29 protein-coding genes and 1 tRNA gene are annotated in these 26,998 nt (G+C 73.8%); 15 read left to right on the top strand and 15 right to left on the bottom strand.

Going from position 1 to position 26,998, the window contains the following annotated elements; genetic code table 11:
* Positions 1 to 1,245 (top strand): GNAT family N-acetyltransferase, encoded by a 1,245-nt coding sequence (locus C5507_RS03555; protein ID WP_104527165.1) that lies wholly within the window; start codon positions 1 to 3, stop codon positions 1,243 to 1,245.
* A gap of 72 nt (positions 1,246 to 1,317) precedes the next feature.
* Here the strand turns inward: C5507_RS03555 and C5507_RS03550 are convergent, their stop codons facing one another.
* Positions 1,318 to 1,797 (bottom strand): ribose-5-phosphate isomerase, encoded by a 480-nt coding sequence (locus C5507_RS03550; RefSeq protein ID WP_104527164.1) that lies wholly within the window; start codon positions 1,795 to 1,797, stop codon positions 1,318 to 1,320.
* 26 nt (positions 1,798 to 1,823) lie between these two features.
* Between C5507_RS03550 and C5507_RS03545 the strand changes: the two genes are divergently transcribed.
* Positions 1,824 to 2,495 carry a DUF429 domain-containing protein gene (locus tag C5507_RS03545; protein WP_104527163.1) on the top strand — a complete coding sequence of 224 codons (672 nt, stop codon included), beginning with the start codon at positions 1,824 to 1,826 and terminating at the stop codon, positions 2,493 to 2,495.
* A gap of 57 nt (positions 2,496 to 2,552) precedes the next feature.
* Here the strand turns inward: C5507_RS03545 and C5507_RS03540 are convergent, their stop codons facing one another.
* Both C5507_RS03540 and C5507_RS03535 read right to left on the bottom strand, forming a co-directional pair.
* A complete protein-coding gene (locus C5507_RS03540) occupies positions 2,553 to 3,314 on the bottom strand; it encodes an SDR family oxidoreductase (protein WP_104527162.1) in 762 nt (253 codons plus the stop codon).
* An 88-nt stretch (positions 3,315 to 3,402) separates the two neighbouring features.
* The gene (locus C5507_RS03535; RefSeq protein ID WP_104527161.1) at positions 3,403 to 4,068 is read right to left on the bottom strand and encodes a mycothiol-dependent nitroreductase Rv2466c family protein; all 666 of its coding nucleotides are present in this window, start codon (positions 4,066 to 4,068) and stop codon (positions 3,403 to 3,405) included.
* A gap of 146 nt (positions 4,069 to 4,214) precedes the next feature.
* Here C5507_RS03535 and pepN point away from each other — a divergent pair, with 146 nt between their 5' ends.
* Positions 4,215 to 6,767 (top strand): aminopeptidase N, encoded by a 2,553-nt coding sequence (gene pepN / locus C5507_RS03530; protein ID WP_104527160.1) that lies wholly within the window; start codon positions 4,215 to 4,217, stop codon positions 6,765 to 6,767.
* A gap of 75 nt (positions 6,768 to 6,842) precedes the next feature.
* Here pepN and C5507_RS03525 read toward each other — a convergent pair whose 3' ends face one another.
* The 4 genes from C5507_RS03525 to C5507_RS03510 are packed head-to-tail and all read right to left on the bottom strand — an operon-like array spanning position 6,843 to position 9,750.
* Positions 6,843 to 7,301, bottom strand: a complete 459-nt coding sequence (locus C5507_RS03525; protein WP_104527159.1) for a DUF5130 family protein — start codon at positions 7,299 to 7,301, stop codon at positions 6,843 to 6,845.
* A gap of 40 nt (positions 7,302 to 7,341) precedes the next feature.
* Positions 7,342 to 7,734, bottom strand: a complete 393-nt coding sequence (gene ctaJ / locus C5507_RS03520; protein WP_104527158.1) for an aa3-type cytochrome oxidase subunit CtaJ — start codon at positions 7,732 to 7,734, stop codon at positions 7,342 to 7,344.
* A gap of 30 nt (positions 7,735 to 7,764) precedes the next feature.
* Positions 7,765 to 9,198 carry an amidase gene (locus C5507_RS03515; protein ID WP_104527157.1) on the bottom strand — a complete coding sequence of 478 codons (1,434 nt, stop codon included), beginning with the start codon at positions 9,196 to 9,198 and terminating at the stop codon, positions 7,765 to 7,767.
* A 24-nt stretch (positions 9,199 to 9,222) separates the two neighbouring features.
* Positions 9,223 to 9,750 (bottom strand): HNH endonuclease, encoded by a 528-nt coding sequence (locus C5507_RS03510; RefSeq protein ID WP_104527156.1) that lies wholly within the window; start codon positions 9,748 to 9,750, stop codon positions 9,223 to 9,225.
* 233 nt (positions 9,751 to 9,983) lie between these two features.
* Here C5507_RS03510 and C5507_RS03505 point away from each other — a divergent pair, with 233 nt between their 5' ends.
* The 9 genes from C5507_RS03505 to C5507_RS03470 all read left to right on the top strand — a co-directional run bounded on the left by C5507_RS03505 (position 9,984) and on the right by C5507_RS03470 (position 18,338).
* Positions 9,984 to 12,062 carry a prolyl oligopeptidase family serine peptidase gene (locus C5507_RS03505; protein WP_104527155.1) on the top strand — a complete coding sequence of 693 codons (2,079 nt, stop codon included), beginning with the start codon at positions 9,984 to 9,986 and terminating at the stop codon, positions 12,060 to 12,062.
* 79 nt (positions 12,063 to 12,141) lie between these two features.
* Positions 12,142 to 12,306: a hypothetical protein gene (locus C5507_RS22105; RefSeq protein ID WP_158657497.1), complete on the top strand. Its 165-nt coding sequence runs from the start codon at positions 12,142 to 12,144 to the stop codon at positions 12,304 to 12,306.
* A gap of 71 nt (positions 12,307 to 12,377) precedes the next feature.
* The gene (locus C5507_RS03500) at positions 12,378 to 13,610 is read left to right on the top strand and encodes an MFS transporter (protein ID WP_242610930.1); all 1,233 of its coding nucleotides are present in this window, start codon (positions 12,378 to 12,380) and stop codon (positions 13,608 to 13,610) included.
* Positions 13,607 to 14,020: a globin gene (locus C5507_RS03495; protein ID WP_104527154.1), complete on the top strand. Its 414-nt coding sequence runs from the start codon at positions 13,607 to 13,609 to the stop codon at positions 14,018 to 14,020. Before C5507_RS03500 ends, C5507_RS03495 begins: the two co-directional genes overlap by 4 nt.
* A gap of 114 nt (positions 14,021 to 14,134) precedes the next feature.
* Entirely contained in the window at positions 14,135 to 15,769 is a 1,635-nt protein-coding gene (locus C5507_RS03490) for a glycoside hydrolase family 13 protein (protein WP_242610929.1), read from the top strand.
* A gap of 91 nt (positions 15,770 to 15,860) precedes the next feature.
* Positions 15,861 to 16,427, top strand: a complete 567-nt coding sequence (locus C5507_RS03485) for a biotin transporter BioY (protein ID WP_104527269.1) — start codon at positions 15,861 to 15,863, stop codon at positions 16,425 to 16,427.
* A 5-nt stretch (positions 16,428 to 16,432) separates the two neighbouring features.
* Positions 16,433 to 17,167, top strand: a complete 735-nt coding sequence (locus C5507_RS03480; protein WP_104527153.1) for an energy-coupling factor ABC transporter ATP-binding protein — start codon at positions 16,433 to 16,435, stop codon at positions 17,165 to 17,167.
* On the top strand, positions 17,167 to 17,808 hold the full coding sequence (locus C5507_RS03475; RefSeq protein ID WP_104527152.1) for an energy-coupling factor transporter transmembrane component T family protein: 642 nt from the start codon (positions 17,167 to 17,169) through the stop codon (positions 17,806 to 17,808). Before C5507_RS03480 ends, C5507_RS03475 begins: the two co-directional genes overlap by 1 nt.
* Positions 17,805 to 18,338: an MOSC domain-containing protein gene (locus tag C5507_RS03470; RefSeq protein ID WP_242610928.1), complete on the top strand. Its 534-nt coding sequence runs from the start codon at positions 17,805 to 17,807 to the stop codon at positions 18,336 to 18,338. Before C5507_RS03475 ends, C5507_RS03470 begins: the two co-directional genes overlap by 4 nt.
* A gap of 10 nt (positions 18,339 to 18,348) precedes the next feature.
* Here the strand turns inward: C5507_RS03470 and C5507_RS03465 are convergent, their stop codons facing one another.
* Positions 18,349 to 19,452, bottom strand: coding sequence for a class I SAM-dependent methyltransferase (locus C5507_RS03465; protein WP_104527151.1), 1,104 nt, complete (start codon positions 19,450 to 19,452; stop codon positions 18,349 to 18,351).
* A gap of 88 nt (positions 19,453 to 19,540) precedes the next feature.
* Positions 19,541 to 19,957: an acyl-CoA thioesterase gene (locus C5507_RS03460; RefSeq protein WP_104527150.1), complete on the bottom strand. Its 417-nt coding sequence runs from the start codon at positions 19,955 to 19,957 to the stop codon at positions 19,541 to 19,543.
* A 71-nt stretch (positions 19,958 to 20,028) separates the two neighbouring features.
* Here C5507_RS03460 and C5507_RS03455 point away from each other — a divergent pair, with 71 nt between their 5' ends.
* Positions 20,029 to 20,460: a protein-tyrosine phosphatase family protein gene (locus C5507_RS03455; RefSeq protein WP_104527149.1), complete on the top strand. Its 432-nt coding sequence runs from the start codon at positions 20,029 to 20,031 to the stop codon at positions 20,458 to 20,460.
* Positions 20,461 to 20,479: 19 nt separating this feature from the next.
* Here the strand turns inward: C5507_RS03455 and C5507_RS03450 are convergent, their stop codons facing one another.
* The 4 genes from C5507_RS03450 to C5507_RS03435 form a co-directional block, all read right to left on the bottom strand.
* Positions 20,480 to 21,103 (bottom strand): maleylpyruvate isomerase family mycothiol-dependent enzyme, encoded by a 624-nt coding sequence (locus C5507_RS03450; protein WP_104527148.1) that lies wholly within the window; start codon positions 21,101 to 21,103, stop codon positions 20,480 to 20,482.
* 241 nt (positions 21,104 to 21,344) lie between these two features.
* The gene (gene ettA / locus C5507_RS03445; RefSeq protein WP_104527147.1) at positions 21,345 to 23,015 is read right to left on the bottom strand and encodes an energy-dependent translational throttle protein EttA; all 1,671 of its coding nucleotides are present in this window, start codon (positions 23,013 to 23,015) and stop codon (positions 21,345 to 21,347) included.
* 103 nt (positions 23,016 to 23,118) lie between these two features.
* Complete coding sequence (locus C5507_RS03440; protein WP_104527146.1) at positions 23,119 to 23,661, bottom strand: single-stranded DNA-binding protein; 543 nt, start codon at positions 23,659 to 23,661, stop codon at positions 23,119 to 23,121.
* 143 nt (positions 23,662 to 23,804) lie between these two features.
* On the bottom strand, positions 23,805 to 24,464 hold the full coding sequence (locus C5507_RS03435) for a DUF6308 family protein (RefSeq protein WP_104527145.1): 660 nt from the start codon (positions 24,462 to 24,464) through the stop codon (positions 23,805 to 23,807).
* 89 nt (positions 24,465 to 24,553) lie between these two features.
* On the opposite strand from C5507_RS03435, the gene C5507_RS03430 reads away from it, so the two are divergent.
* A tRNA-Arg gene (locus C5507_RS03430) sits at positions 24,554 to 24,626 on the top strand.
* Between the two features lie 29 nt (positions 24,627 to 24,655).
* Here C5507_RS03430 and C5507_RS22100 read toward each other — a convergent pair.
* Positions 24,656 to 24,817, bottom strand: a complete 162-nt coding sequence (locus C5507_RS22100) for a hypothetical protein (protein ID WP_158657496.1) — start codon at positions 24,815 to 24,817, stop codon at positions 24,656 to 24,658.
* A gap of 262 nt (positions 24,818 to 25,079) precedes the next feature.
* Here C5507_RS22100 and C5507_RS22635 point away from each other — a divergent pair, with 262 nt between their 5' ends.
* Entirely contained in the window at positions 25,080 to 26,384 is a 1,305-nt protein-coding gene (locus tag C5507_RS22635; RefSeq protein ID WP_104527144.1) for a lytic transglycosylase domain-containing protein, read from the top strand.
* A gap of 285 nt (positions 26,385 to 26,669) precedes the next feature.
* Here C5507_RS22635 and C5507_RS22630 read toward each other — a convergent pair whose 3' ends face one another.
* Positions 26,670 to 26,825, bottom strand: coding sequence for a DUF6131 family protein (locus C5507_RS22630; protein ID WP_165400415.1), 156 nt, complete (start codon positions 26,823 to 26,825; stop codon positions 26,670 to 26,672).
* Between the last annotated feature and the right edge of the window lie 173 nt (positions 26,826 to 26,998).

The raw sequence follows: 26,998 nt of genomic DNA, 5'->3' as shown, positions 1-26,998 counted from the left end.
GTGGCCGACGACGTCTCCTCCCAGCTGCGCCCCCTCACTCCCGACGAGTGGCCGGCGCTCAATCGCGCCCTCGGCACGGCGTTCGGGGAGGTGCCCTCGGGCCCCTACCAGGAGACCCCCTCGCCGGTGGCGGAGCTGGACCGGTCGCTGGGCCTGGTGGACGAGGGCCGGCTCGTGGCGACGTCGGGCATCTACAGCCTGCAGATGACGGTGCCCGGCGCGGTGGTGCCCACGGCCGGCGTCACCTGGGTGACCGTCTCCCCCACCCACCGCCGGCGGGGCATCCTCACCGCGATGATGCGCCGGCAGCTGACCGAGCTGCACGAGCAGGAGCGGGAGCCGGTGGCCGCGCTCTGGGCGGCGGAGGCCTCGATCTACGGCCGGTTCGGCTACGGCCCGGCGTCCTGGAAGGGCGGCTGGTCGGGGCGGACCGAACGGCTGCGCCTCCGGGGCGACGTCGACACCGGCAGCGGGCGCGTCCGGGTGGTCGAGGAGGAGGAGTTCCGGGCGCCCGCGGCGGCCGTGCACGAGGCGGTGCGGCGGTTCGTGCCCGGCAACACCGCGCGCGACGCCCGGTGGTGGACCCGCGCCCTCGTCGACGACCCGGAGCAGCGGCACGGCGCCACCGCCCGCCAGTACGCCCTGCACACCGAGGCCGACGGCGCGGTGACCGGGTACGCCTCGTACCGGGTCAAGGCGGCGTGGAGCGACGCGGGCGAGCCGGAGAGCACGCTCACCGTCGAGGACGTGCGGGCCACCTCACCGGCCGCGTACGCCGCGCTCTGGAAGTTCCTGCTCGCCATCGACCTGGTCCGCACCGTCCGGGTGCCCGACGCCGGGTCCGGCGATCCGCTGCGGCACCTGCTGCACGACTCCCGCGCCCTCCACGCCCACCCCGTGGACGCGCTCTGGGTGCGGCTGGTCGACGTCGGCCGCGCACTGGCGGCCCGCCGCTACCCGGCGCCGATCGACCTCGTGCTGGAGGTGCGCGACCCGTTCTGCCCGTGGAACGACGGCCGCTGGCGGCTGTCCGGCCACCCGGCGGGCGCGTACTGCGGCCGGACCGACCGCGACCCGGACCTCGTGCTGGGGATCGAGGCGCTGTCCTCGGCCTACCTCGGGGGCGTCTCGCTGGCCACGCTGCAGGGCGCCGGCCGGGTGACCGAGGTGAGCCCCGGCGCGGTCACGCTGGCCAGCACCGCGTTCGGCTGGCCGGTCGCACCCGCGGCGTCGGAGGACTTCTGAAGAAGGACCCCGCTGCCCCCCACACCTCGCTCCGCTCGGCGCGGGTCCCTGCAGCGGGCCCGTTCCATCAGCTCACCGGGTGGGCAGTCCGCCGGCCGGGCGGTGCCGATCGCGCTCGTAGTCGCTGATCAGGCTGATCCGGCGGATGTGCCGCTCGTCGCCGCTGAACGGCGTCCGGAGGAACTCGAGCACCAGCTCGGTCGCCTCCTCCACGGAGTGCTGCCGGGCGCCGATGCTGACGACGTTGGCGTCGTTGTGCTGGCGGGCCAGCTGCGCGGTGGCGGTGTTCCAGACCAGGGCGGCCCGCACGCCGGGCACCTTGTTCGCCGCGATCTGCTCGCCGTTGCCCGAGCCGCCGATGACGACGCCGAGCGAGCCGGGCTCGGTCACCGTCCGCTCCCCGACCTCGAAGCAGAACGGCGGGTAGTCGTCCTGGGCGTCGTACTCGAAGGCGCCGCAGTCGACCGGCTCGTGCCCGGCCTCGGCCAGCACCTTCTTCAGGTGGTCCTTGAACTCGAGGCCGGCGTGGTCGGTACCGACGAAGACGCGCATGACGAGCAGTTTGACAGGCTGGCCGCATGGCGGTCCTGGGGGTCGACGGCTGGCGGGGACGCTGGGTGGGTGCGAAGCTGGCCGACCGCACGGTGGAGCTGCTGGTCCTGGACGACGTCGCTGCCGTCCTCGCCGTCCCCGACGTGGAGCTGGTCGCGATCGACATGCCGATCGGGCTGTCGGACGACGGCTCGCGCGCATGCGACGTCGAGGCCCGGCGGCTGCTGAGCCCGTTCGGCGCGGCGTCGTCCGTGTTCCCCGCCCCTGTGCGGCCCGTGCTCGGCGCCGGCTCGTACGAGGAGGCTCGGCGCATCTCGGTAGCCGCGTCGGGCAAGTCCCTCTCGGCGCAGGCCTGGCAACTGACGGCCTCGATCCGGCAGGTCGACGACGCGCTCGGGGACCCGCCCGCGAGTCGCGTGGTGGAGGTGCACCCCGAACTGACCTTCCGTGGAATGGACAGCCGGGTGCGGGACCGCAAGGCCACGGCGCCGGGCCAGGCCCAGCGGCTACGGGCGCTCGGCCGGTGGATGGATGTGCTCGACGGCCTGGCGGCCGCACCCCCGGACATCCCGCTGGTCGACGCGCTGGACGCCTGTGCCGCTGCGTGGTCCGCCGCGCGCCTGGCCGGCGGCGAGGGCGAGTGCGTCGGGGACGGCGCCACCGACCGACGCGGCCGACCCATGCGGATCTGCTGGTAGCAGAAGGACCCCGTCCCCTCACCACTCGCGAGCTCGTGGCGAGCCTCCGGACGGGGCCTAGGAGCCGGTGAGGCGGCGGACGACCGACAGCGGGAGGACGCGGAGCAGGCCGGCCACCGGGCGCCACGGGAACACGGGCACGTAGCCGCGCACCGGCTCCCGCTCGATGCTCTCGGTGAGCGCCGTGACGCCCTTGTCCAGGCCGACGGTGAAGGGTCCGCGGCGACCGACGTTGATGTCGGTGGCGATGTAGCCGGGCAGGATCGCCGAGACGACGATCTGCGAGCCGTAGACGTCGGAGCGGATGCCCTCGGCCAACGCGTTCAGGGCGGCCTTGCTCGCGCCGTACGCCGTCCGACTGCCGGGCATGCCGCGCACGGAGGCGACCGAGGAGATCAGCACCAGGTGGCCCATGCCCTGCGCGCGGAAGAGCTCCATCGCAGCCTCGCACTGGGCGTGCGAGCCGAGCACGTTGGTGAGCAGGACGGCCCGATTGGCCCGCGCCTTGCCGGTGCCGACGGAGGCGCCCTTGCCGATGCCGGCGTTGACGATCACCCGGTCCAGGCCGCCGAGCCGGTCGGCAAGCTCGGGCAGCACGGTGGCCACCGACTCGGGGTCGTCGACGTCCATCGCGGCCACCTCGACGCGGATGCCGGGGTGCGCGGCGAGCAGTTCCTCGCGCAGCGCCTCCAGCCTGTCGACCCGGCGGGCGCAGAGCGCGAGGTCGCGGCCCATGGCTGCGAAGCGGCGGGCCATGCCCTCGCCGAGGCCGGCGCTGGCACCGGAGATGAAGATGCGCTGACGGGTGGGGTGCGGCACGCCGACAGCATGCCGCACCCCTTGTACCGGCGTTTCGTGCACTTACCGCCGGGCGGTAAGTGCACTTTCTGCCGGGTGGGATGCTCCGTCAGCGGGAGCGGGTGAGCTCCAGGGCGTCGGCCGGCACCGAGGACATGTCCGGCCCGGTGCTGCGGGTGCGCTTGAGCTCCCAGAAGTCCGGCAGATTGGCTAGCAGGACCGCACCGTCGAACGCCCTGCCGGCGTCCTCACCCGTGGGCACCTTGCTGATGACCGGCCCGAAGAAGGCCACGCCGTCGATGTGCATGACCGGGGTGCCGACATCGTCGCCCACCGGGTCCATGCCCGCGTGGTGGCTCTTCTCCAGGACCTCGTCGTACTCGGTCGACTCCGCGGCGGCGGCCAGCTCGGCCGGCAGGCCGACGCGCTCCAGGGCGGGGGCGATGAGCTCGTCGAGCTCGAGCTCCTCGTGGTGCCGGAGGGTGCCCATCGCGGTGTAGAGGTCACCTAGCACCTCGTCGCCGTGCTGCTGCGCGGCCGCGATCGCCACCCGCACCGGGCCGATCGCCTTCTTCATCATCTCCTGGTAGTCCTCGGGCAGGTCCCGCCCGCGGTTGAGCACCGCGAGCGACATGACGTGCCAGTGGAGGTCGATCTCGCGCACCTTGGCGGCCTCGAGCACCCAGCGGCTGGTCAGCCAGGCCCACGGGCACAGCGGGTCGAACCAGAAGTCCACGCGGGCCTTGGTGGGGGCGCTCTGCACTGCCTCGGTCATGCGTTCTCCTCGTTGATCGGCCGGGACGGGGGACCCGGCGTCGTCCGGTCCTGCCAAGTCCGTCTGCCCGGCGCTTGTTCCCCCGCGCCCACTCCCCGGAATGCACGGGCGGGCGGAGCTGCACCGGCCCATGACAAGCTGCCGACGTGGCTGTCCCCAACTTGACCCGTACCTATGCCGCGGCCCGCGCGGAGCTGCTCGCCGTCCAGAGCTACGACATCCAGCTCGACGTGACCGACGGCGCCGGCCACCCCGGCGACCGCACCTTCCGCTCCACCACGACCGTGGAGTTCACCGCCCGCCAGGCCGGCGCGGACACCTCCATCGACCTCGTGGCCGAGAACGTCCTCTCCGCCACGCTGAACGGCACCGAGCTCGACGTGAGCGCGTACACGGAGGACGGCGGCCTGCCGCTGCCCGGGCTCGCGGAGAAGAACACCCTCGTGGTGACGGCGGACTGCCGGTACTCCAACAGCGGCGAGGGCCTGCACCGCTTCCTCGACCCGGTCGACGGCCAGGTGTACCTCTACACGCAGTTCGAGCCGGCCGACGCGAAGCGGATGTTCACCTGCTTCGACCAGCCGGACCTCAAGGCCACCTTCACGCTGCACGTGACGGCGCCCTTCGACTGGCAGGTGATCTCCAACAGCGGGAACCGCACCATCGAGGCGGGCGAGGGCGGCTCGCAGCTGGCCCACTTCGCCGCCACGAAGCGGATCTCCACCTACCTGGTGGCGCTGATCGCCGGCCCGTACGCCAAGGTCACCGACTCCCACGACAACATCCCGCTCGGGCTGTACTGCCGGGCCTCGCTCGCGGAGTTCCTCGACCCCGACGAGATCTTCCGGGTCACCAAGCAGGGCTTCGACTTCTACCACCGGGTGTTCGACTACCCGTACCCGTTCGACAAGTACGACCAGCTCTTCGTGCCGGAGTTCAACGCCGGGGCGATGGAGAACGCCGGGGCGGTCACGTTCCTGGAGGACTACGTCTTCCGGTCGAAGGTGAGCCGGGCCCGGTACGAGCGGCGTGCGGAGACGATCCTGCACGAGCTGGGCCACATGTGGTTCGGCGACCTGGTGACCATGCGCTGGTGGGACGACCTGTGGCTCAACGAGTCCTTCGCCACCTACATCAGCACGCTGTGCCAGGCGGAGGCCACCGAGTACACGACCGCGTGGACGACGTTCGCCAACACCGAGAAGGCCTGGGCGTACGCGCAGGACCAACTGCCCTCCACCCACCCGATCGCGGCCGACATCCCCGACGTGGCCGCGGTCGAGGTGAACTTCGACGGCATCACCTACGCCAAGGGCGCCTCGGTGCTCAAGCAGCTGGTCGCCTACGTCGGGCGGGACGAGTTCCTGGCCGGGGTGCGCCGCTACTTCCGCAAGCACGAGTACGGCAACACCACGCTCGTCGACCTGCTCGGCCCGCTGTCGGAGAGCTCCGGCCGCGACCTGTCGGAGTGGGCCGACCAGTGGCTGCGCACCAGCCAGGTCAACACCCTGCGCCCGGTGTTCGAGCTGACCGAGGACGGCCGCTACGCCTCCTTCGCGATCGAGCAGACCGCCGTCGCCGAGCACCCGGTGCTGCGCAACCACCGGCTGGCCGTCGGCCTCTACAGCGAGGGCCCCGAGGGGCTGACCCGCAGCCACCGGATCGAGCTCGACGTCGCCGGCGCGCGCACCGAGGTGCCGGAACTGGTCGGCCACCCGGCGGCGGACCTCGTGCTGGTCAACGACGACGACCTCACCTACGCCAAGCTGCGGCTCGACGAGCGCTCGCTGACGACGCTGCGCGCCCGCATCGGCTCGATGCCCGACCCGCTGGCCCGGGCGCTGTGCTGGTCGGCCGCCTGGGACATGACCCGCGACGCCGAGCTGCCCGCCCGCGAGTGGGTGCAGCTCGTGCTGGCCGGAATCGTGACCGAGAGCGAGAGCAGCGTCATCCAGTCGCTGCTCGCCCGGGTGCAGACCGCGCTGTCGTCCTTCGCCGACCCGGAGTGGGCCCCCACCGGATGGGCGCAGCTGGCCGACCACGCGCTCGCCGCGCTGGAGACCGCTCCGGCGGACAGCGACCAGCAGCTGCTCTGGTCGCGGACCCTGGCCAGCGCCGCCCGCTCCGACGAGCACGCCGCCGCACTGCGCGGGCTGCTCGACGGGTCCCGGACCGTCGAGGGCCTGACGGTGGACACCGACGCGCGCTGGGCGTTCCTGCACGGGCTGGTGGCCATCGGCGCCGCGGGCGACGCGGAGATCGACGCCGAGGCCGAGCGGGACGCCACGGCCACCGGCATCCGCCGGGCGGCCACGGCGCGCGCGCTGCGGCCCACGGCGGAGTCCAAGGAGCAGGCCTGGCAGCAGGCCTTCACCGACGAGTCGATCCCGAACGCCGTGCACGAGGCGCTGCTGCAGGGGTTCTGGCACCCCGCCCAGCGCGAGCTGACGGCCGGCTACGTCGACCGGTACTTCGCCGACATCCGGCCGGTGTGGGACCGCCGCCCGGGCGAGATCGCGAAGAACGCCGTCCAGTACCTGTTCCCGCCGGTGGTGGAGCCGCGCACCATCGCGGCCGCCGATGCCTGGCTCGCCGACAGCGAGCAGCCGCCGGCGCTGCGCCGGCTGGTGTTCGAGGGCCGGGACGGCATCGCCCGGGCACTGCGCGCCCGCGAGCGGGACGCCGACGCCGGCACCTGACGCCTGGGACCCGCGAGCTCGCGGAACGACGAAGGCGCCGCACCCCTCCGCGGGGTGCGGCGCCTTCGTCGTCGTTCAGTGGGTGCGCAGCCCCGACGGGTGGCCGGCCTGGTCGGAGAGCTGGCGGAGGCCGTTCACGATGCCGCCGACCAGGTCGCCGGAGGCGAACGAGCTGGTCATCGACAGGACCGCGAGCGCACAGGCGCGGTCGGGCAGCCGGCGGGCGGCACCGGCGCCGGTGACCACCTCGACCACCCGCTGGCCGGGCGACACGGCGATCAGCACCGAGTCCGTCGGGTGGCTGCCGGAGCGGGCGTGCAGCTCCTCGGCGTGCGTGCGGGTGGGCGTGCGCAGCTCACCCACGTAGAGGGTGAAGTGCAGGCCGGTCTCCCGGGAGGACATGGTCAGCGCCTCGTCGAGGCGGGCCAGCTCGCGGAAGGTGAAGATCTCGTCCTGCCGCCCCTCGTCGGTGCGGGAGGCGACGGTCCGGTCGGTCGCGGTGTCGTGGGAGTCAACTTCGAGCGGGCGCGTCATCGCCGGTCTCCGGGGGTCGTCGTCGGGACGTCGGTCAGGGTCACCAGGTACCGCGGGCGCCGCCGAGCGGGCCGGCGGGCTGGGTCGCGCGGATGGCGGTCGCTCCGCCGGGCACATGGCCGTCGCCGACGGCGGGGCCGGCACCGGAGCCGCTGTCGAGGGCGCGCTCACCCGGCTGCTCGGGGTACATCGAGGAGCCCAGCGCCGCGGTGTCGCTGCCGGGGACGGCGGCCGGCCCGTGCGCGGCCACCGGGCCGTGCCCACCGGAGTGCGCCGGGTGCGGCTCGTACCAGACCGGGGCGTGGTCCCACGGCTGCCCCGGCTTGTACCGGGGGCGCCGGTCGGCTCCGGGCTTGAGGGTCAGCAACGCCAGGACGGCGATGATGGCCAGGGGGATGCCGGCGAAGAGGAGATACCACTCGAGGTCGAACACACCGGACAACTTACCGGGGACGGCCCGGGTTCACCGGCTCCCGGCCCAGACGGCGGGGTGGCGTCCCGCCCACGGACGGGCGACCTCGAGCTGGGCGGCGAGCGAGACCAGCGTCGCCTCGTCGGCCGGGCGGCCCACCAGCATGGTCCCGATCGGCAGGTCGTCGGCCGTCCAGTGCAGCGGCACGCTCACCGCCGGCTGGCCGGTGACGTTGAAGAGCGCGGTGAACGAGGCGTAGCGCTTCTGCCGCTCGAAGTCCGGGGCGCCCTCGCCGTCCTCGCCGAACCAGCCGATCGGCCGCGGCGTCATGGTCAGCACCGGCGCGAGCAGCACGTCGAAGCCGGCCGTCGCCCGCAGGAACTGCCGCGAGAACACCCGGAGGGCGAACATCGCCTCCATGGCGTCACGGGCCGAGAGCGCCAGGCCGCGGTCCCGCATCCAGCGGGTCAGCGGCTGCAGCTGATCGCCCCGGCCCGGTGGCACCGGCAGCGTGGTGGCGCTCAGCGCCCAGACGTGCTCGAAGGAGGGCAGCACCGAGGGGTCCAGCAACCCGTGCGGCACGTCCTCGACGACGTGCCCGAGCGACTCCAGCAGTCGGCCGGCGTCCTCGAACGCCCCGGCCACCTCGGGGTCCAGCTCCGTGCCGGGCATGGCCGACTCGGTGTACCGCCCGATCCGCAGCCGGCCCGGCTCGCGGTCGGCGTGGCCCAGGAACGTCTCCCCCGGTGGCAGCGGCGGCGCCCAGAACGGATCACCGATCTCCGGGCCCGCCATGGCGTCGAGCATCGCCGCGGCGTCCCGGACGGTCCGCGCGAGCGGCCCGCTGGTCCCCAGACCGGTCACCTCGCTGCCGTAGGGGGCGTTGCTGATCCGGCCGCGGGTGGGCTTGATGCCGAAGAGGCCGTTGATGCTCGCCGGGATCCGGATCGAGCCGCCGCCGTCGCTGCCCTGGGCGAAGGGCACGAACCCGGCGGCCACGGCCACCGCGGCCCCGCCGCTGGAGCCGCCGGCCAGTCGGGAGGTGTCCCACGGGCAGCGGGCCGGGCCGACGAGGTCGTTGTCGGTGTAGCAGGGGAAGCCGAACTCCGGCGTGTTCGTCTTGCCCACGCTGATCGTCCCGGCGGCGGCCAGCCGGGTGACGACGGCGTCGTCGACCTGCGGCACGAAGTCGGCCAGCGCGGTGGAGCCGAACGTCGTCCGCACCCCGGCGGTGTTGTTCAGGTCCTTGATGGCGGTGGGGACGCCGAGCAGCGGCGGCAGGTCCCCGCCCGCGCGGATCCGCGCCTCGGCCTCGGCGGCCCGGGCCAGCGCGCGCTCGGGGGTCACGGTGAGGAAGGCCCCGAGCCCGGCGTCCAGCGCGTCGATGCGGCCGAGGGCGTGCTCCACCAGCTCGGTCGGGCTCACCTCCTTCGCCCGGATGGCAGCGGCCTGCTCGAGCGCGGTGAGGTCGTGCAACCGGGTCACGGGTCGGGACGCTAGCGGCAGGCGCTAGGCGCTGACGCTCTCCGGGACGCCCAGCCACTCGCGCCAGCGCGGGTCGACGGTGCGGGTGCCGAGCAGCCGCCAGGCCGCCCCGCTCGGGGTGTGCGGCGGGTGCGGCAGCTTCCAGCCGAGCTCGGCCAGCGAGCGGTCGGCCTTGGTGTGGTTGCAGCGCCGACAGGCGGCCACGACGTTGTCCCAGGTGTGCGTGCCACCGCGGCTGCGCGGCACGACGTGGTCGATGCTCGTGGCCGAGCTGCCGCAGTACACGCACGTCTGCGCGTCCCGGGTGAACACCGCCCGCCGGGACAGCGGCACCGACGCCGGGTAGGGCACCCGCACGTAGCGGGTGAGCCGGGCGACGACGGGTACCGCCAGGCTGACCGACTCGGAGTGCACGACGTCGGGGGCGACGTCGACCGACTCCGCCTTGGCGGCCAGGACCAGCACGATGGCCCGCCTGCTGGACACCACGCACAACGGCTCGTACGTGGCGTTGAGCAGGAGAGTCGCCGCGGTGGTGGCGGGCGCGGGCACGGGGACGAGCGGCGGGACGGGGTCGCGACGCGGGCCTGGGTGACCCGCCGTCGACGACCCGGGCGCAGAACGCGGCACGGATCACCTCCGGACGCCCCGGACCACCGGGTGCTGTGCGACCCGCGGGCAGCCCCATTCTGACCCGCGCGACCCAGGTCGGCGCAGTGGGATGTCGCGGCCGTCCGCCCGGCGTCCCCGGCGGGGTGTCGGCGGCCGCGACTAGCGTGCCGGGAATGCGCTACCCGGACGCCCCGCGCCTGGACCTCGTCGACGACCTGCACGGCCACCGCGTCGCCGATCCCTACCGGTGGCTGGAGGACCCGGCCGACCCCCGGACCCAGGAGTGGTCGCGGGCGCAGGACGCGCTGGCCGGCGAAGTGCTGGCCGACCTGCCGCTGCGCGCCCGGTTCGCCGAGCGCTTGGAGCAGCTGGTGCACGCGGGCGCCGTCGGCGTGCCGGTCTGGCGCGGCGACCGCGCCTTCTCGACCCGCCGCGACCCCGGCCAGGAGCACGCGGTGCTGCGGGTCCGCGAGGCCGACGGCGCCGTCCGGGTGCTGGTCGACCCGATGGCCCTGGACCCCGAGGGGACGACGACCCTCGACGCGTGGTCGCCGTCGTGGGAGGGCGACCGGCTCGCCTACCAGGTGAGCACCGGCGGGGACGAGGAGTCGAAGCTCTACGTGCTGGACGTCGCCACCGGCGAGGTGCTCGACGGCCCGGTCGACCGGTGCCGCTACTCCCCCGTCGGCTGGCTGCCCGGCGGCGAGGAGCTCTTCTACGTCCGCCGGCTGGCGCCGGAGCAGGTACCGGCCGGCGAGGAGCAGTTCCACCGCCGGGTGTGGCGCCACCGCGTGGGCGGCGACCCGGCCGACGACGTCCTCGTCCACGGCGAGGGCCTCGACCCGACCAACTACTACGGCGTCCGCACCAGCGCCGACGGCCGCTGGCTGGTCGTCTCCGCGTCGGCCGGCACCGCCCCGCGCGACGACGTGTGGCTCGCCGATCTGGCCGGCGACGCCGCGCTGCGCGAGCTCCAGGTCGGCGTCGACGCGCAGACCGCGGCGTGGGTGGCCCGCGACGGGCGGCTCTGGCTGATGAGCGACCGCGGCACCCCGCGCTGGCGGCTGGCCGTCGCCGATCCCGCCGACCCCGCGACCTGGGCACCGGAGGCCTGGCGGGACGTCGTCCCGCAGCAGGACGGCGCGGTGCTGTCCGACGTCGCGCTCGTCGACGGCCCGTACGGCGACCTGCGGGTGCTCGCCGTGCACGCCGTCGACGCGACGGACCGGCTGTCGGTCTGGGCGGGCCCCGGCTCCTCGTCCCCCGGCAGGCTGGCCGAGGTCCCGGCGCCCGGATCCGGCAGCATCTCGGGGGTCAGCGCCCCACCGCAGGGCGGCACCACCGCCTGGGTGGGCTACACCGACTACGCGACGCCGCCGTCGGTGCTGCGCTGGGACGCCGCCGCGCCCGGCGAGCTCACCACCTGGGAGCAGGCACCGGTCACGGGTGAGGTGCCGGCGCTGACCGTCGTCGAGACGCACGCGACGAGCGAGGACGGCACCCCGGTGCACCTGTTCGTGCTGTCGGCAGACGGCGCCGCCGACCGCCCGCGTCCGACCGTGCTCTACGGCTACGGCGGCTTCAACGTCTCGCTCACGCCCGGCTACTCGGCGCAGACGCTGTCCTGGGTGGCCGCCGGAGGGGTGTGGGTGGTCGCGAACCTGCGCGGCGGCTCCGAGCACGGCGAGGAGTGGCACCGCGCCGGTATGCGGGAGCGCAAGCAGAACGTGTTCGACGACTTCGCGGCGGCCGGCGAGCACCTGGTCGCCCAGGGCTGGACGACGCACGAGCAGCTGGCGGTGATGGGCGGGTCCAACGGCGGGCTGCTGGTCGGCGCCACGCTCACCCAGCGCCCGGACCTCGCGGCCGCCGTCGTCTGCAGCGCCCCGCTCCTGGACATGGTCCGGTACGAGCTCTTCGGCCTGGGCCGCACCTGGAACGACGAGTACGGCACGGCCGAGGACCCGGTCGAGCTCGGCTGGCTGCTCGGCTACTCGCCGTACCACGCCGTCCGCGAGGGGACGGCCTACCCGGCGGTGCTCATCACGACGTTCGAGTCCGACACCCGGGTCGACCCGTTGCACGGACGGAAGCTGGCCGCCGCCCTGCAGCACGCCACCGCGGCGGACGCGCCGATCGTGCTGCGCCGGGAGACGTCCGTGGGGCACGGTGCGCGGGCCGTCAGCCGAACGGTGGGCCTCGCCGCCGATCAGCTGGGCTTCCTGGCCGCGCACACCGGTCTCACCAGCTGAGATGGCGCACCGTCAGCTGCGGAACACGCCCCGTTCCGGAAGCTGACGAGACTGCGTCGACCTGTAAAGATTCCCCGTGATGACCGGACCACCGACCGTGCCGGCGGCGGACGCCCCGCCCTCGGTCGAGGGCGCGGCCCGCCGGCTCCGGCGGTCGCTGCTGCTGCGGGTCGTCGCAGAGGGCTCCCGCCCACAGCTTCCGCTGGCCGGCAGCCCCTCCGGCACCGGATCGGTGAACCGCTGAGCGCGAGGGCGCCGGACGACGGGACCGCCCGCGCGCCGGTCCGGCAGGCGACCTTCCGCGAGGTCTTCGCGGTGCCGGAGTTCCGCCCGCTGTTCGGGACCTACCTGCTCTCAGCCGCCGGCGACGAGCTGGCCCGCGTGGCCCTCACGGTGCTCGTCTACGCGCGCACCGACTCACCGCTGCTCGCCGCGCTCACCTTCGCCATCGGCTACCTGCCCTGGCTGTTCGGCGGGCCGCTGCTCTCCGTGCTCGCCGACCGTTTCCCCCGCCACCAGGTGCTCATCGCCACCGATGCCGGCCGCGCGGTGCTGGTCGCCCTCATGGCCATCCCCGGCGTACCCCTGTGGCTGCTGCTCGCCCTGCTGTTCGTCGTCGGCCTCTGCGCGCCCCCGTTCGAGGCAGCCCGTTCCGCGCTGATGGCCGACGTGCTCGACGGGGACCGCTACGCCGTCGCCACGTCGCTGACCGGGATCACGGTGCAACTGGCCCAGGTGGGCGGCTTCCTCGCCGGCGGCGCGCTGCTCGCCGTCTTCTCGCCGAGCACCGCGCTGCTCGTGGACGCCGCCACGTTCTTGCTGTCGGCCCTCTGGTTGTGGAGCCGGTTGCAGCGGCGCCCGGCGCCGGCCGGCGGGGCGGACGCTCCGACGTCGCTGTGGCGGGACGCCGCCCAGGGGCTGCGCTTCATCGGCCAGAGCCCTCGATTGCTCGCCATCGTCGCGGTGGCCTGGCTGACCACCGGCTTCCTCTACGCCCCCGAGGGCATCGCGGCTCCGCTGGTCGACGAGATCGGCCAGGGGGTGACGGCGGTCGGCATCCTGCTGGCGGCCAACCCGCTGGGCCTGACCATCGGCGGGCTGGTGATCGCCCGGCTGGTGGCCCCGGAACGGCGGGAGCGGCTGGTCGCCCCGCTGGTGGTGCTGTCGCTGCTGCCGGTCCTGGCCGGTGGCCTCGTGGTCGTGCTGGCAGGCCCGGGCGCGGCCACCTTCTGGGTGCTGGTCGGGCTGCTCTTCGTGTCCGGGCTGGCCAGCGCGTGGACGATCCCGCTGAACGTCGCCTTCGTTCAGGCGGTGCCGAGCGCCTACCGCGGCCGCGCGTTCGGCGTGGCGGCCAGCGGCCTGGCCGGCATCCAGGGCATCGGCGCGCTGGTGTCGGGGCTGGCCGCCGAGGCCGTCGACCCGTCGGTGGTGGTGGCCGTCGCCGGCGGGTTCGGAATGATCGCGGTCGCCCCGGCGCTGATGGCCTATCGGCGGACGCGGGACCCCGCGCCCGTGGCGGCCGAGGCTGAGGGAGCATCAGGCGCATGAGCGAGTCGAGGCGGTCCCTGCCGTCGGCGCGGACCTTCTACGACGAGGTCGGCGGCGAGCCCACCTTCCGCGCCCTCGTGCAGCGCTTCTACGCCGCCGTCCGCACCGACCCGGTGCTGCAGCCCATGTACCCCCAGGACGACTGGGAGGGCGCCGAGACGCGGCTGCGCGGCTTCCTCGAGCAGTACTGGGGCGGGCCGGCTACCTACTCCGAGCAGCGCGGGCACCCACGCCTGCGCATGCGGCACGCCCCGTTCGCGATCGGGCCGGTCGAGCGGGACGCGTGGCTCACGCACATGCGCGACGCCGTCGACTCCCTCGACCTGCCCCCGGAGCAGGACGCGACCCTCTGGGCATACCTCGAGATGGCGGCGCACAGCATGCAGAACCGTTTCCCGGCCGACGCCTGAACCCACCGCGGCGCGCTGCCGTGAGTTCACCTCCTCCGCGCCGTGCCGGGGTAGGACCCGCGCACGAGATGCCGCCAACCACGCCCTGCTCGTCCACGATCTCCGAGGAGCCCGGTGACCCTGACGCCGAACACCGCCCTGTCCCGGCCTCGTCCAGAGGCTCGCCCCGAGCCTGCGAGGGGTGAGGGGGACGAGGTCCTTCCGTGGTGGCGGGACGCGGTCTTCTACCAGATCTACATCCGCAGCTTCTCCGACGGCAACGGTGACGGCGTCGGTGACCTGGCCGGCATCCGGGCTCGGCTGCCCTACCTGGCCGATCTGGGCGTCGACGCGCTGTGGATCACGCCGTTCTACCCCTCCCCGATGGCCGACCACGGCTATGACGTGGCCGATCCGCGCGACGTCGAGCCGGTGTTCGGCGACCTGGCGGAGTTCGACGCGATGCTCGCCGAGGCGCACGCCCTGGGCATCCGCGTGACCGTCGACCTGGTGCCCAACCACAGCTCGCACGACCACGAGTGGTTCCAGGCCGCGATGACCGCGGCCCCGGGATCCCCCGAGCGGGCGCGCTACCTGTTCCGGGACGGCCGCGGACCCGACGGCGCCGAGCCCCCGAACAACTGGCCGTCGGTGTTCGGCGGCCCCGCCTGGACCCGCGTGCCGGACGGGCAGTGGTACCTGCACATCTTCGCGCCCGAGCAGCCGGACCTGAACTTCGCCAACCCGGAGGTGGTCGCCGACCTCGAGGAGACGATGCGCTTCTGGCTCGACCGCGGGGTCGACGGCTTCCGGATCGACGTCGCCCACGGGATGGCCAAGCCCGAGGGGCTTCCCGACATGGTGCCGATGGACGACACCGGCCTGCTGGACGACCACGGCCCCGGTGACCACCGGTTCGACCAGGACGGCGTGCACGTGGTGCACAGGCGCATCCGGGCGGTGCTCGACCAGTACCCGGGGACGATGGCCGTCGGCGAGGTGTGGGTGTCCGACGACGAACGGCTGGCCCAGTACCTACGCGAGGACGAGCTGCAGCTGGCGTTCAACTTCAAGCTGCTGACGGCGGAGTGGACGCCCGAGGGCCTGCGTGACGCGATCACCCACTCGCTGGCCGCCGTCGCCGGGACCCCGGCACCGGCCTGCTGGGTGCTGTCCAACCACGACCGGCCGCGGCACGTCACCCGGTACGGCGACGGTGAGCTCGGCACGCGCCGGGCCCGGGCGGCCGCGCTGCTGCAGCTGGCGCTCCCGGGAGCCGCCTACCTCTACAACGGCGACGAGCTCGGCATGCCCGACGTCGACCTGCCCGACGCGGTGCTGCAGGACCCGATCTGGTTCCGCTCCGGGGGCGCCGAGCGCGGGCGGGACGCCTGCCGGATCCCGGTCCCGTGGTCGGGCACCGAGCCCTCCTACGGCTTCTCCACGCGCCCGGACACCTGGCTGCCCATGCCGGAGGGCTGGGGTCCGCTGACCGCCGCCGCCCAGCGCGACGACGACGGTTCGATGCTGTCGCTGTACCGGAGGGCACTGGCGCTCCGCAGGTCCTCCTCCGGGTTCAGCGGGGAGGACGTGCAGTGGTTACAGGCACCCGACCGTTGTGTCGCCTTCCGCCGTCCCGGTGGGCTGGTCTGCCTGGTGAACCTGTCCGGTGCCGAGGTGCCGCTCCCAGAGGGCCGGGTGCTGCTCGCCAGCGGCCCGGTGGACGGCGGGACGGTGCCCGCCGACACGGCGGTGTGGCTGCAGGCGTGAAGAAGGACTTCCCTGCCCCCCGCTCGCTCGCAGGCTCGCGACGGGCCCCTGCAGGACGGCCGTGCCGGCAGGCTCCGGTACCTTCCGCCGCGTGAAGTCCAGGGATCTCGCCTACGTCGCCCTCTTCGCCGCGATCGTCGCGGTGCTGGGTCTGCTGCCGCCGGTGAACGTGCCCGGCTTCCCCGTGCCGATCACGGCACAGACCCTCGGGGTGATGCTCGCCGGGTCCGTGCTGGGCGCCAAGCGGGGCGGCCTGGCGCTGCTGGTCTTCCTGGCCCTGGTGGCCATGGGGGCGCCGCTGCTGTCCGGCGGCCGCGGGGGCCTGAGCGTCTTCGCCGGCCCGACCGCCGGCTACCTGTACAGCTGGCCCATCGCGGCATTCGTCATCGGCCTGCTGACCCAGCTGTTCTGGCGGCGGTTCAACCTGGCGTGGGCGCTGGTGGCCAACCTGATCGGCGGGATCCTCGTGATCTACGCGATCGGCATCCCGTTCACCAGCCTGTTCGGCGACGTGCCGCTGTGGGCGTCCTTCACCGGCTCGCTCACCTTCATCCCGGGTGACGTGGTCAAGGCCGTGGTCGCCTCCCTCGTGGCCGTGGCGGTGCGTCGCGCCTACCCGGTGATCGAGCTGCCGTCCCGGCGCGCCACCGCGAGCTGACCCGCGTGCGGTGGCGACGGCGCCCCGAGGCGGGCGCCGAGGAGCCCGCGGCCACGCCCGGCGCCGGGATCGACCTGCGGGACGTCGGGCACGAGTACGGCGACCGCACCGTGCTCTCCGGCGTCTCGCTGACCCTCACCGAGCGGCGGGTGGGCGTGATCGGCGCCAACGGCTCCGGCAAGAGCACGTTCGCGCGGCTGCTCAACGGTCTCGTCGTGCCGACGTCGGGCAGCGTGCTGGTCGACGGCCTGGACACCCGCACCCAGGTCCGGGCGGTGCGCCGGCGGGTGGGGTTCGTCTTCCAGGACCCGGATGCGCAGATCGTGCACCCCACGGTCGCCGAGGACCTCGCGTTCGGACCGCAGAACCAGGGCGTGCCGGCCGAGGAGATCGCGCGGCGGGTCGAGGAGATGCTCGACCGCTACGGCCTGGCCGGGCACCGCGACCACCCCGCGCACCTGCTCTCCGGTGGGCAGAAGCAGCTGCTGGCGATCGCCGGCGTGCTGGCCATGCGGCCGCAGCGGATCGTGTTCGACGAGCCGACGACCCTGCTGGACCTGGCCAACACGCGGCGGGTCGCACGGGTCATCGACGAGCTGGAGCAGGACGTCGTCGTGGTCACCCACCACCTGGACCTGCTGGCCGGCTTCGACCGGGTGCTGGTGGTGGAGGACGGGCGGGTCGCCGCCGACGGGACCCCCGCCGAGACGGTGCCCTGGTACGTGGCGAGGATGGACTGATGCTGTCCCTCTACGTGCCGGGGCGCAGCGTCGTGCACCGGGCGCCGGCCGGGCTCAAGCTGGGGCTGCTGGCTGCCCTCGGCGTGGGCCTGTTCCTGACCGAGCGCCCGGCCGTGGTCGGCGGCGCGCTCGTCGGAGCCCTGGCCGTCGGGCTCGGAGCAGCCCGGCTGCCGTGGCGGGCGCTGGCGGTGCAGGTGCGCCCGGTCTGGCTCTGGCTGGCGCTGCTCTTCGTCTTCCACCTGCTGGCCACCGACCTGCGCACCGGCACGGTCGCGGTGCTGCGGCTGCTGGCACTGCTCGTCACGGCCGCGGTGGTGACGGCGACGACCCGGGTCACCGCACTGGTGGCCGTCGTGGAGTGGCTGGCCTCGCCGCTGCGGGTGTTCGGTGTGCGGCCGGCGCGCATCGGGCTGGTGATCGCGATGACGCTGCGGTTCATCCCCCTGGTCGCCGAGCGGGCGGCCCGGATCCGGGAGGCACAGGCCGCCCGTGGCGCCTACCGGCTGCGGTGGGGCATGGCCGTCCCACTGCTGGTGCAGGTGCTGCGGATGGCGGCGACCGTCGGCGAGGCGCTGGACGCCCGGGGGGCCGACGACGCACCTGCCCGGCGGCCGCGAGCCCGCCCGGCGGTGGCCTCGTGACCGGGACCGTGCGCGAGATCTGGCTGACCGGGGCGGCCGCCTCCCCGATGCGGCGGGTGCCGGGCGGCCGGCTGGTCCCGGGGGCCGGTCTGGAGGGCGACCGCTACGCCCTCGGCGGGGGGACGTGGGCGCAGTACCCGGACCTGGAGAAGCAGCTGACGCTCATCGACCAGGACGACGTCGCCGCCGTCGCCGCGGAGGTCGGCGCCCACCTCTCCCCCGGCGACACGCGGCGGAACCTGGTGACGACCGGCGTCGACCTGCCGGCGCTGGTCGGTGGCTGGTTCGCGGTGGGCGACGCGCTGCTGTTCGGGATGAAGCGCTGCCCACCGTGCACGCACCTGGAGCGGTTGACCGGGCTGAAGCTGGTCAAGGCGATGGTGCACCGGGGCGGCATCAACGCCGCGGTCTTCGGCGGCGGGCTGATCACCGAGGGCGCGGTCGTGCGGCCGGTGTCGGAGGAGGAGGCAGCCGGGCGGGGCGCCCCCACGGGAGCCGACCGGCCGGTGCCACGCATCGTCGCCGGCTGAGACGGGGTCCTCAACCCACGAGGTGGTAGAACCGGAAGAAGTCGTCGGCGATGTCGAGGACCTCCACGTCGGCGAAGTCGGCCTCGCGGGCGTAGCCGCTCAGCACGGCGGGCCGCATCACCGTGCCGGTGCCGACCGAAGGCTGGTGGGACAGCCCGTCGGCGAGGCAGCACAGGATGCTGTAGCCGTACATGAGCCGCTCGACATCGTCCCCGGGGGCGGTGAAGGTCTCGGCGACCCGCTCGTCCATGACGAGCACGTAGCCGTCGTCGCCGGCCAGCCGCCGCATGGCGGCGAGTACGGGGACCGGCTGCGGGAGGTCGTGGATGCACTCGAAGGCGGTGACGACGGCGTAGTTGCCGGCCTCGTCCACCGTCCCGGCGTCCGCCGCGGTGAAGCGCACTCGGTCGGAGACACCGGCCTCCTCGGCGTGCCGGCGGGCGGCCTCGACGGACGGCAGGTCGACGTCGTAACCGTCCACGGTGGCACGCGGATAGGCCAGGGCGATGCCGATGGACGACCACCCCTCGCCACAGCCGATGTCCGCGACCCGACCGCCGGCGCGGAGAAGGGCGTCGACCTCCGGGATGGACGGGAGGTGGTCCCGGCCCAGCGCACCGAGGTACAGCGGGCGGTTGGCCGCGGCCTGGCCCTCGCGGACGTCCTCGCCGAGCTCTGCCCAGCTGACCCCGCCCCCGGTGCGGTGGGCACCCACGAGCTCGCCGACGTGGCTGCCCAGGCCGACGAGGATGCGGACCAGCGGCACGAGGTACTCGGGGCTGAGCTCGTCGGTGAGCGCCTCGACGTTCGCTGCGGGAAGGGAGAACCGTCTGCTGCGCGGACCGGCGGATGCGTCGTCGACCGCGAGCAGGCCGGTCACCGCCTGCTGCTCCAGCCACTCGCGGGTATAGCGCTCGACGGTGCCGCATCGGGCGGCCAGCTCGGCGGACGTCTGCCCTCCCCCGTCGGCGAGTGCGCGGTAGTAGCCGAGCCGGTCCCCGAAGTACACCGACTGGACGTCGATGGTGGCCAGGAGGGCAGCGAAGAGCCGTTCGGCGAGCGCCTCGGTAGCCGGCGCTGCCGCCTGCCCCGGGGCTGGGTCAGTGGTGGTCATGCCGGGAGTCCTTCCGACGGGCTGGCGGTCCCCGTGGGCGGTCCAGCCTGCCGTTACGACGTCGGCGCCGGAACCCCTTCGCTCCCGGTCAAATGCCGGCGGACTCGTCGGTCCAGCGGGCCAGGAAGTCCTTCTCCTCGGCGGTGATCCGGCGCGGCCGGTTCAGGGCGAAGTCGAACGGGACGAGGACGGTGCTGCCGGTGACCGCGAGCAGCCCGTGGTCGAACAGCTCGTAGTGGCAGGTGAAGGAGGCCGCCCGGACCCCGGACACCCAGAGCTGGATCTCCAGCGGCGGCTCGTCGTACACGACAGGACGCTTGTAGGTGATCTGGTGCGAGTGGACGACCAGCCCGCGGCGCATGCCGGTCTTCTCGTCGTGCGTCGGGTGTTCGAAGAACAGGTTGACGCGCGCCATCTCGAAGTAGCCGAGGAAGGCGACGTTGTTGATGTGCTGGTAGGCGTCCATGTCCGACCAGCGCATCGGGACGTGCACGGTGTGCCTCACAGCGAGCACCCTGCCCTACGGGGGCCGTCGGGGGCGTGACCGCCCCCGGCCGCGGCCCTACCCTCCGATGGGTGGACGAGCCGTGGGACGCCGCAGCACCCGGCGTGCTGGCGCTCCCGTCGGGTCGCCTGGTGCGCGGGCGGGGGCTGCGCGCACCGCTCCCTCCGGGTCCACTGCCCCGGTTCGGCGTCCACCTGACCGGGCGGCCGATCGGCCCCCTCGACTGGGACGGCTGTTGGGTCCGGTGGCCGGACTTCCGGCTGCCGCGGGATCCGGACGACCTGCGTCGGGCGCTCGCGGAGGCGTGGGAGCGGGCGGCGGACGAGCGGGTCGAGGTGGCGTGCCACGGCGGCACCGGACGCACCGGCACCGCGCTCGCGTGCCTGGCGGTCCTGGACGGGGTGCCGCCCGACGACGCCGTCGGCTTCGTCCGTGTGCGCTACCGGCGGCGAGCGGTGGAGACCCGTGGCCAGCGCCGCCTCGTCAGCGGCTTCCTCGGCTGACGGCGCTCCTGCTGCCCGGTCAGCCGCCCAGCCGGTGAGCGAGGCGCTCCTGGCCCGGGCCGGAGAGCTCGGCGACCACTCCCCGGCGCCCGGCCACGCACATCAAAAGGGCCTCCGCCGCGCCCCTGACCTCGGGCCCCCGGCCGAACGTCCAGTCGATGTCGGTGGCCACCAGCCGGACGTCGCGCATCCGCAGCACGCCGAGCAGCACCGGCGCGAACAGGGCCGTGCGCAGAGCCGGCACCAACCGTTCGGCCGGGATGACTCGGGGCAGACCGAGGGGACGCCGGATGTCCTGCTGGTGGATCATGCCGTCGGTCAGGGCGATGGCGCCGCCAATCCCGGCCGTCAGTCCGGCCGGCGTCAGGTGGGCGTCCAGGAGCTGGAGCAGTTCGGCGGGGCTGCGACGCCCGTACTCCTCGAGCCCGACGGCGTTGACCCCGTCGATCCTGAGCCGCCCGCGGACGAAGCGTTCGGCGAGCTGCCGCGGGCCGAGCTCCTCGTAGCTGAGCATGTGCGCGACCACGTCCTGGACGGACCACCCCGCGCACAGGGACGGCGCCTGCCACTGCTCGGGGGTGAGCCCGCTGAGCAGGTCGCGCAGGTCCTCGCGCTCCGACCGGGCCAGCGCCATCACGCTCATCGCGACTCCTGCCGTTGCTGCCACCGGAACGCGGCAGGGCTGGCGCGAGGCTAGGCGCCCCGCACCAGCCTGGCGAGACGCCGGCGCGCGACCGCCCCCGCCCCGCTGGGAAGCAGTCGGACACGCCGACGGCCGGCGCGGAGCGGGTGCTCCACGCCGGCCGTCATCGAGAGGTGCTGGAACGGCCCCTCGCAGGGACCCGCCGCGAGCTCGCGAGCGGTGGGGGCGAGGGGGTCCTTCTTCAGTCCCGGCTGAGCTTGCGGTAGGTGGCGCGGTGCGGACGGGTGGCCTCCTGGCCGAGCCGCTCGACCTTGTTCTTCTCGTAGTCGGCGAAGTTGCCCTCGAACCAGAACCACTTGGAGTCGCCCTCGTAAGCGAGGATGTGGGTGGCCACCCGGTCGAGGAACCACCGGTCGTGGCTCACCACGACGGCGCAGCCGGGGAAGTCCAGCAGCGCACCCTCGAGGCTGGTGAGGGTCTCCACGTCCAGGTCGTTGGTCGGCTCGTCGAGCAGCAGCAGGTTGCCACCCTGCTTGAGCGTGAGCGCCAGGTTCAGGCGGTTGCGCTCACCGCCGGACAGCACCCCGGCCGGCTTCTGCTGGTCCGGGCCCTTGAACCCGAAGGCCGCGACGTAGGCCCGCGAGGGCATCTCCACGTTGCCGACCTTGATGTGGTCCAGGCCGTCGGAGACGACGTCCCACAGCGTCTTCTTGGGGTCGATGCCGCCGCGGCTCTGCTCGACGTAGGACAGCTTGACGGTCTCGCCGACCTTGATCTCGCCCTCGTCCGGCTTCTCCTCGCCGACCAGCATCTTGAACAGCGTGGTCTTGCCGGCACCGTTGGGGCCGACCACGCCGACGATGCCGTTGCGCGGCAGCGTGAACGACAGGTCGTCGATCAGCACGCGGTCGCCGAAGCCCTTGGTCAGGTTCTTGGTCTCGACGACCACGCTGCCCAGGCGCGGGCCCGGCGGGATCTGGATCTCCTCGAAGTCCAGCTTGCGGAACTTCTCGGCCTCCGCGGCCATCTCCTCGTAGCGGGCGAGCCGGGCCTTGCTCTTGGCCTGGCGGGCCTTGGCGCCGGAGCGGACCCACTCCAGCTCCTCCTTGAGGCGCTTCTGCCGCTTGGCATCCTTGGCACCCTCGACCTGCAGCCGGGCGGCCTTGGTCTCCAGGTAGGTCGAGTAGTTGCCCTCGTACGGGTAGGCGCGACCGCGGTCGAGCTCGAGGATCCACTGGGCCACGTTGTCGAGGAAGTACCGGTCGTGGGTGACGGCGACGACGGTGCCGGCGTACTTCTCCAGGTGCTGCTCCAGCCACGCCACGCTCTCGGCGTCGAGGTGGTTGGTGGGCTCGTCGAGCAGCAGCAGGTCCGGTGCCTCGAGCAGCAGCTTGCACAGCGCGACGCGGCGGCGCTCACCACCGGAGAGGACGGTGACGTCCGCGTCGCCGGGCGGGCAGCGCAGCGCGTCCATGGCCTGCTCGATGCGGGCGTCGAGCTCCCAGCCGTCGGAGTTCTCGATGAGCTCCATGAGCTCGCCCTGCTCGGCCATCAGCGAGTCGAAGTCGGCGTCGGGCTCACCCATCGCCGCGCTGACCTCCTCGAAGCGGGTCAGCGCGTCGCGCAGCGGCTTGACCGCCTCCTCGACGTTGCCCCGGACGTCGAGGTTCTCGTTGAGCGGCGGCTCCTGCAGCAGGATGCCGACGGCGGCGTCGGGAGCCAGCGTCGCCTCACCGTTGGAGGGCTGCTGCATGCCGGCCATGATCTGGAGGACGGTGGACTTGCCGGCACCGTTCGGGCCGACGACGCCGATCTTCGCGCCGGGCAGGAACGACAGGGTGACGTTGTCGAGGATCACCTTGTCGCCGTGCGCCTTGCGCGCACGGACCATCGTGTAGATGTACTGAGCCACTGGCGTGCCGAGCCTTCCGTCGTCTCTGCGAGCGGGGGCGGGACCGCCGGTTCGCGGCCCCACCCCGTCCGTTCTCGCAGTCGATCCTCCCAGCCCCGGGCAACTACGCGTGCGCGGGCTCGGGATCGAGGTCGTCTGCGTCCAGGGGGTGCAACGCCGACTCGTCCCCCACGTAGTCCCGGCCGGCCACGGGCTGGTCCGGCGTGGCGTGGTCGTCGACCGGCCCGGCGCCGGACTGCGGTCCCGGCTCCCCCGTGGCGGCGACCCCGGTCCCGGCGGCGTCGGCGGGCCGGCCGGACCTCTTGAAGACCGACATCCCCTTGGCGAGGTTGGGCCCGACGGCGAAGGCCTTGATGCGCGGCTTGCTGCGCGGCCCGCTCTCGGACTCCCAGCTGTGCGTGGTCAGGGCGCCCTGGACGATCACCGGGTCGCCCTTGCTGAGGGATCCGGCCACGTTGCCGCTGAGACCGTTCCAGCACTCGACGTCGACCCAGAACGTGCCGGAGTCGACGAACTGCTCGCTGCCGGCGTCGTAGCGGCGGGCGGTGGAGGCGAGGCGGAAGTTGGTCACGGCGCCGTTCTGCGTGTTGTTGCGACGCGGGGCGTCGACGACGTTGCCGACGACGGTGACGATGGTGTCGTTCACGGTGCTCCTCAGGATCTGCTGCGCCGGGAACGGCGCGACCGGCGCGGTGCCGGTGTGCGTCGACCCTGACCGCCGGGGACCTCGTCGCGCCGTCGTCCGAGGGATTTGTGGACGGGCCCGGGCCCTGTGGACGGCCGACCTCGTCAGCCGCGGAAGCGGTAGCTGCCGCCGCCGACCCCGCGGTCCTTGCCCTCCCTCCAGCAGATGACGTCCAGCACGCGCAGCGCGGACACCGTCTCCGGCAGCCCCGCCGCCGCGCGCAGGCGTCCCAGCCGCACGTGCAGCGCCCGGTCCTCCGCGGCCAGCGCGGACCGCACGGGTTCCCACTGGCTCCCGACGGTGTCCGTGAGGGCGCTGACCACGGTGTCCCAGATGGGCCGGAGCCGCGGACGTTTCCGGGCGAGGAGCTTGCTGGCGGTCGTGGGCCCGATGTCGGGCAGCCCCTTGAGGGCGTCCATGAGACGCCACCCGGCCCAGTCGTCGGCCAACGGCGGCTCGTCCACCAGGTCCCGGTCGGGCCCCAGCTCCACGAGCAGCTCCGCGAAGACAGCGGCGTCCTCGACCAGCAACCGCCTGGCCGCCTCCGCCGGCACGTCGACCATCAGGAAGCTGACGGCCACCAGGTCGTCGGCGGTGAACCGGTCGGCGTCCCGCTCACGCGTGCCCGTGCTGTCCCAGGTGTCGAACCAGGCACCGGTGTGGCAGCCGGCCGACCACGGCGGCGTTCCGTAGTACCGGCGGAGCAGGCCCAGTGCGCGCTCGTCGTCAGGGTCCTGCAGCGCCTCTGGTGGCCGGAAGGGCATGTCGCATGATGCATCGCGGTCCGCCCGCGTGCCGCAACGTGCGCCTGATGCGGTCCGGCGAGGGGGCGATGCGATGATCGGGCGCGCGAGCGCCCGTAGCTCAGCGGATAGAGCAGGTGCCTTCTAAGCACTTGGTCGCAGGTTCGATCCCTGCCGGGCGCACTCCTGGCTCCACCCGGCCACGGTCACTGTCACGGAGGCTCGACCACCGACGATCGCGGGAAGTCGGTGTTCTCCGTCGTGAAGCCGCCGAAGGTCGCGAAGGCCGACAGCCCGGCGCAGGCGGCCACCACGGCCACCGACCCCGCGACCTTCCGCACCAGCGTCCCCACGGTGGCGATCCTTCGCCGCATCTCACGCTCCGTAGTCGCCGGAGCCGGCGGTCCACCTGTCCGGGGTCGGCGGCCATCCGGAGGGGTGACCCGCCGCCTGCCCGCACGGTCCCGATCGCCGAGTCGCCGGCGACGGGTCGCGCGGATAAGCGTTCCGGTCTGACACAGCATTCGCGATTGAGTGGCGTGGGCCACGGGTAGCCCCGCCCAGCCGGCGCACGGGGGCACAGTGCCGGGACAGGGGGCTCGGAGGCGACGAGTGCGCAGGGGAACGAACTCTGGTGTGCGGAAGGGATCGGGACGCCATCGGCACGGCGGCCCGCCCACGAACGGGTCCGGCCGGCGGCCCACCCGCCCGTGGCTGCTGGCCGCGGCGGCACTCGTCGGCTTCGGCGGGTTGATCGCCGGCATGGCGCAGCCCGCCGACCCCGTGCTGACCGCCCAGGCCGAGGACGCGCCTCGCGAGGAGGCGCCGGCGTGGGGCATCCCGGCCCTGTCGTCCGGAGCGCCCGAAGGGGCCCGCACGCTCGACGCCGTCCCCGCCCGGGTGGCCGACCCGGAGCCGGCCACCCCCGAGGCCGTCAGCGGTCTCGCGGCCAACGGGATCCCGACCGTCGCGCTGAACGCCTACCGGGTGGCCGCGGCGCGGCTGGGCTCCGCCAAGCCGGGGTGCGGCATCGAGTGGTGGCTGCTCGCGGGCATCGGCCGCGTCGAGTCCAACCACGGTCGCTTCGGCGGCGCCACCCTCAACGCCGACGGCACCTCGACCCCGGAGATCCGCGGTCCCGCCCTCGACGGCGGGCAGTTCGCCTACATCGGCGACTCCGACGACGGCCGCTACGACCGCGACACGACCTACGACCGCGCCGTCGGATCCATGCAGTTCATCCCGACGACGTGGCGCTCCTACGCCGTGGACGGCGACGGGAACGGCACCACCGACCCGTTCGACATCGACGACGCCGCCCTGGGTGCCGCGCACTACCTCTGCGTCGCGGGTGGCAACCTGCGCACCGAGGCGGGCCTGCGCCGCGCCGTCCTGGCCTACAACCACTCGGACGAGTACGTCGACCAGGTGCTCGCCCTGGCACGGGCCTACGCTGCCGGCGTCCCGGTCGACAGCCTGCCGCTCGTCGGCAACACCAGCGGCTCGTTGCCGGAGCCGCGGGGCTTCTACCGCGCCCCGGCCTCCCCCGGTCCGGCCATCGGCGCGGGTGACCGCACGCAGGCCTCCGGCGACACGGTCTTCAGCGGCCCGCCCCCGGCCGAGCCGCCGCCCCCGGCACCGCCCCGGGACGGCGGCTCCGCACCGGCGCCCGCGGAGCAACCGGCCACGCAGGCCGGACATCCCGCGCCCCCGCCGGCCGCTCCCGCACCCCCGGCACCGGCACCGAAGCCCGCGCCGGAACCGGCCCCGGCACCGCTGCCCGTGCCGGCACCCGCTGCCCAGGCCCCGCTCCCGCAGCAGCCCCCGGCACCCGCACCGGCCCCCGCGCCAGCACCGGTGCCGCTGGTGGAGGGCACGACCTGCAACGTGGTGGGGAACCTGGTCCCGGACCTGCCAGGCCTGCCCGAGTGCCCGAAGTGAGGCTCGGCTGACGGCGGCTCGCGGACGCCGAAGGGCGGGGCGGAGGCGGCCACCGGCGGGGAACCCGGCTCGGCGGCCGCAGCCGTCCGCGCGTTCGTCGTCGGAGCGCCGGTCGCCCGAGCACGGGGCGGCCCCGACGACCTACGGCGTCACGAGGCATTCACGAGTGCCGGTCGGTTCCACCCCCGGGCACGGCGAACCCCCGGCCGCTGCATGCGGCCGGGGGTTCGCCGTCCCACCACGTGACCGGTGCACGTCTCGATCAGGAGACCTGCACCGCAGGGGTCAGAACCAGTGTTTGCGGCCTCCGACGGCACGGCCGGTGGAGCCGAGCACGTAGAGGACGGCTCCGACCACGAGGAGGATGATCCCGATCGTCCAGAGGATCGAGATCTTGAGGAAGAAGCCGAGCAAGAGCAGGATCAGGCCAAGGATGAGCACGCGCATCTCCGTTCGTTCCTGCGGTCTGCAGTCCGCGCGCAGGTAGCCACCTCCGCGCCCTCACCAAACTGGATCGCCACTGGTTCACCCGTTCGTGATCATGGGCTCTGCCAGCTCGGACACGGCGCAGGACCGGCTTTCGGAAAGCCCGGGCGGCGGTACGGCGGCAGCCG

Origin of the sequence: Blastococcus saxobsidens (assembly GCF_002938435.1) — a bacterium.
GTDB lineage: Bacteria > Actinomycetota > Actinomycetes > Mycobacteriales > Geodermatophilaceae > Blastococcus > Blastococcus saxobsidens.
The sequence above is the reverse complement of the archived record's forward strand: the minus strand, read 5'-3'. Positions and strand labels throughout refer to the sequence as shown.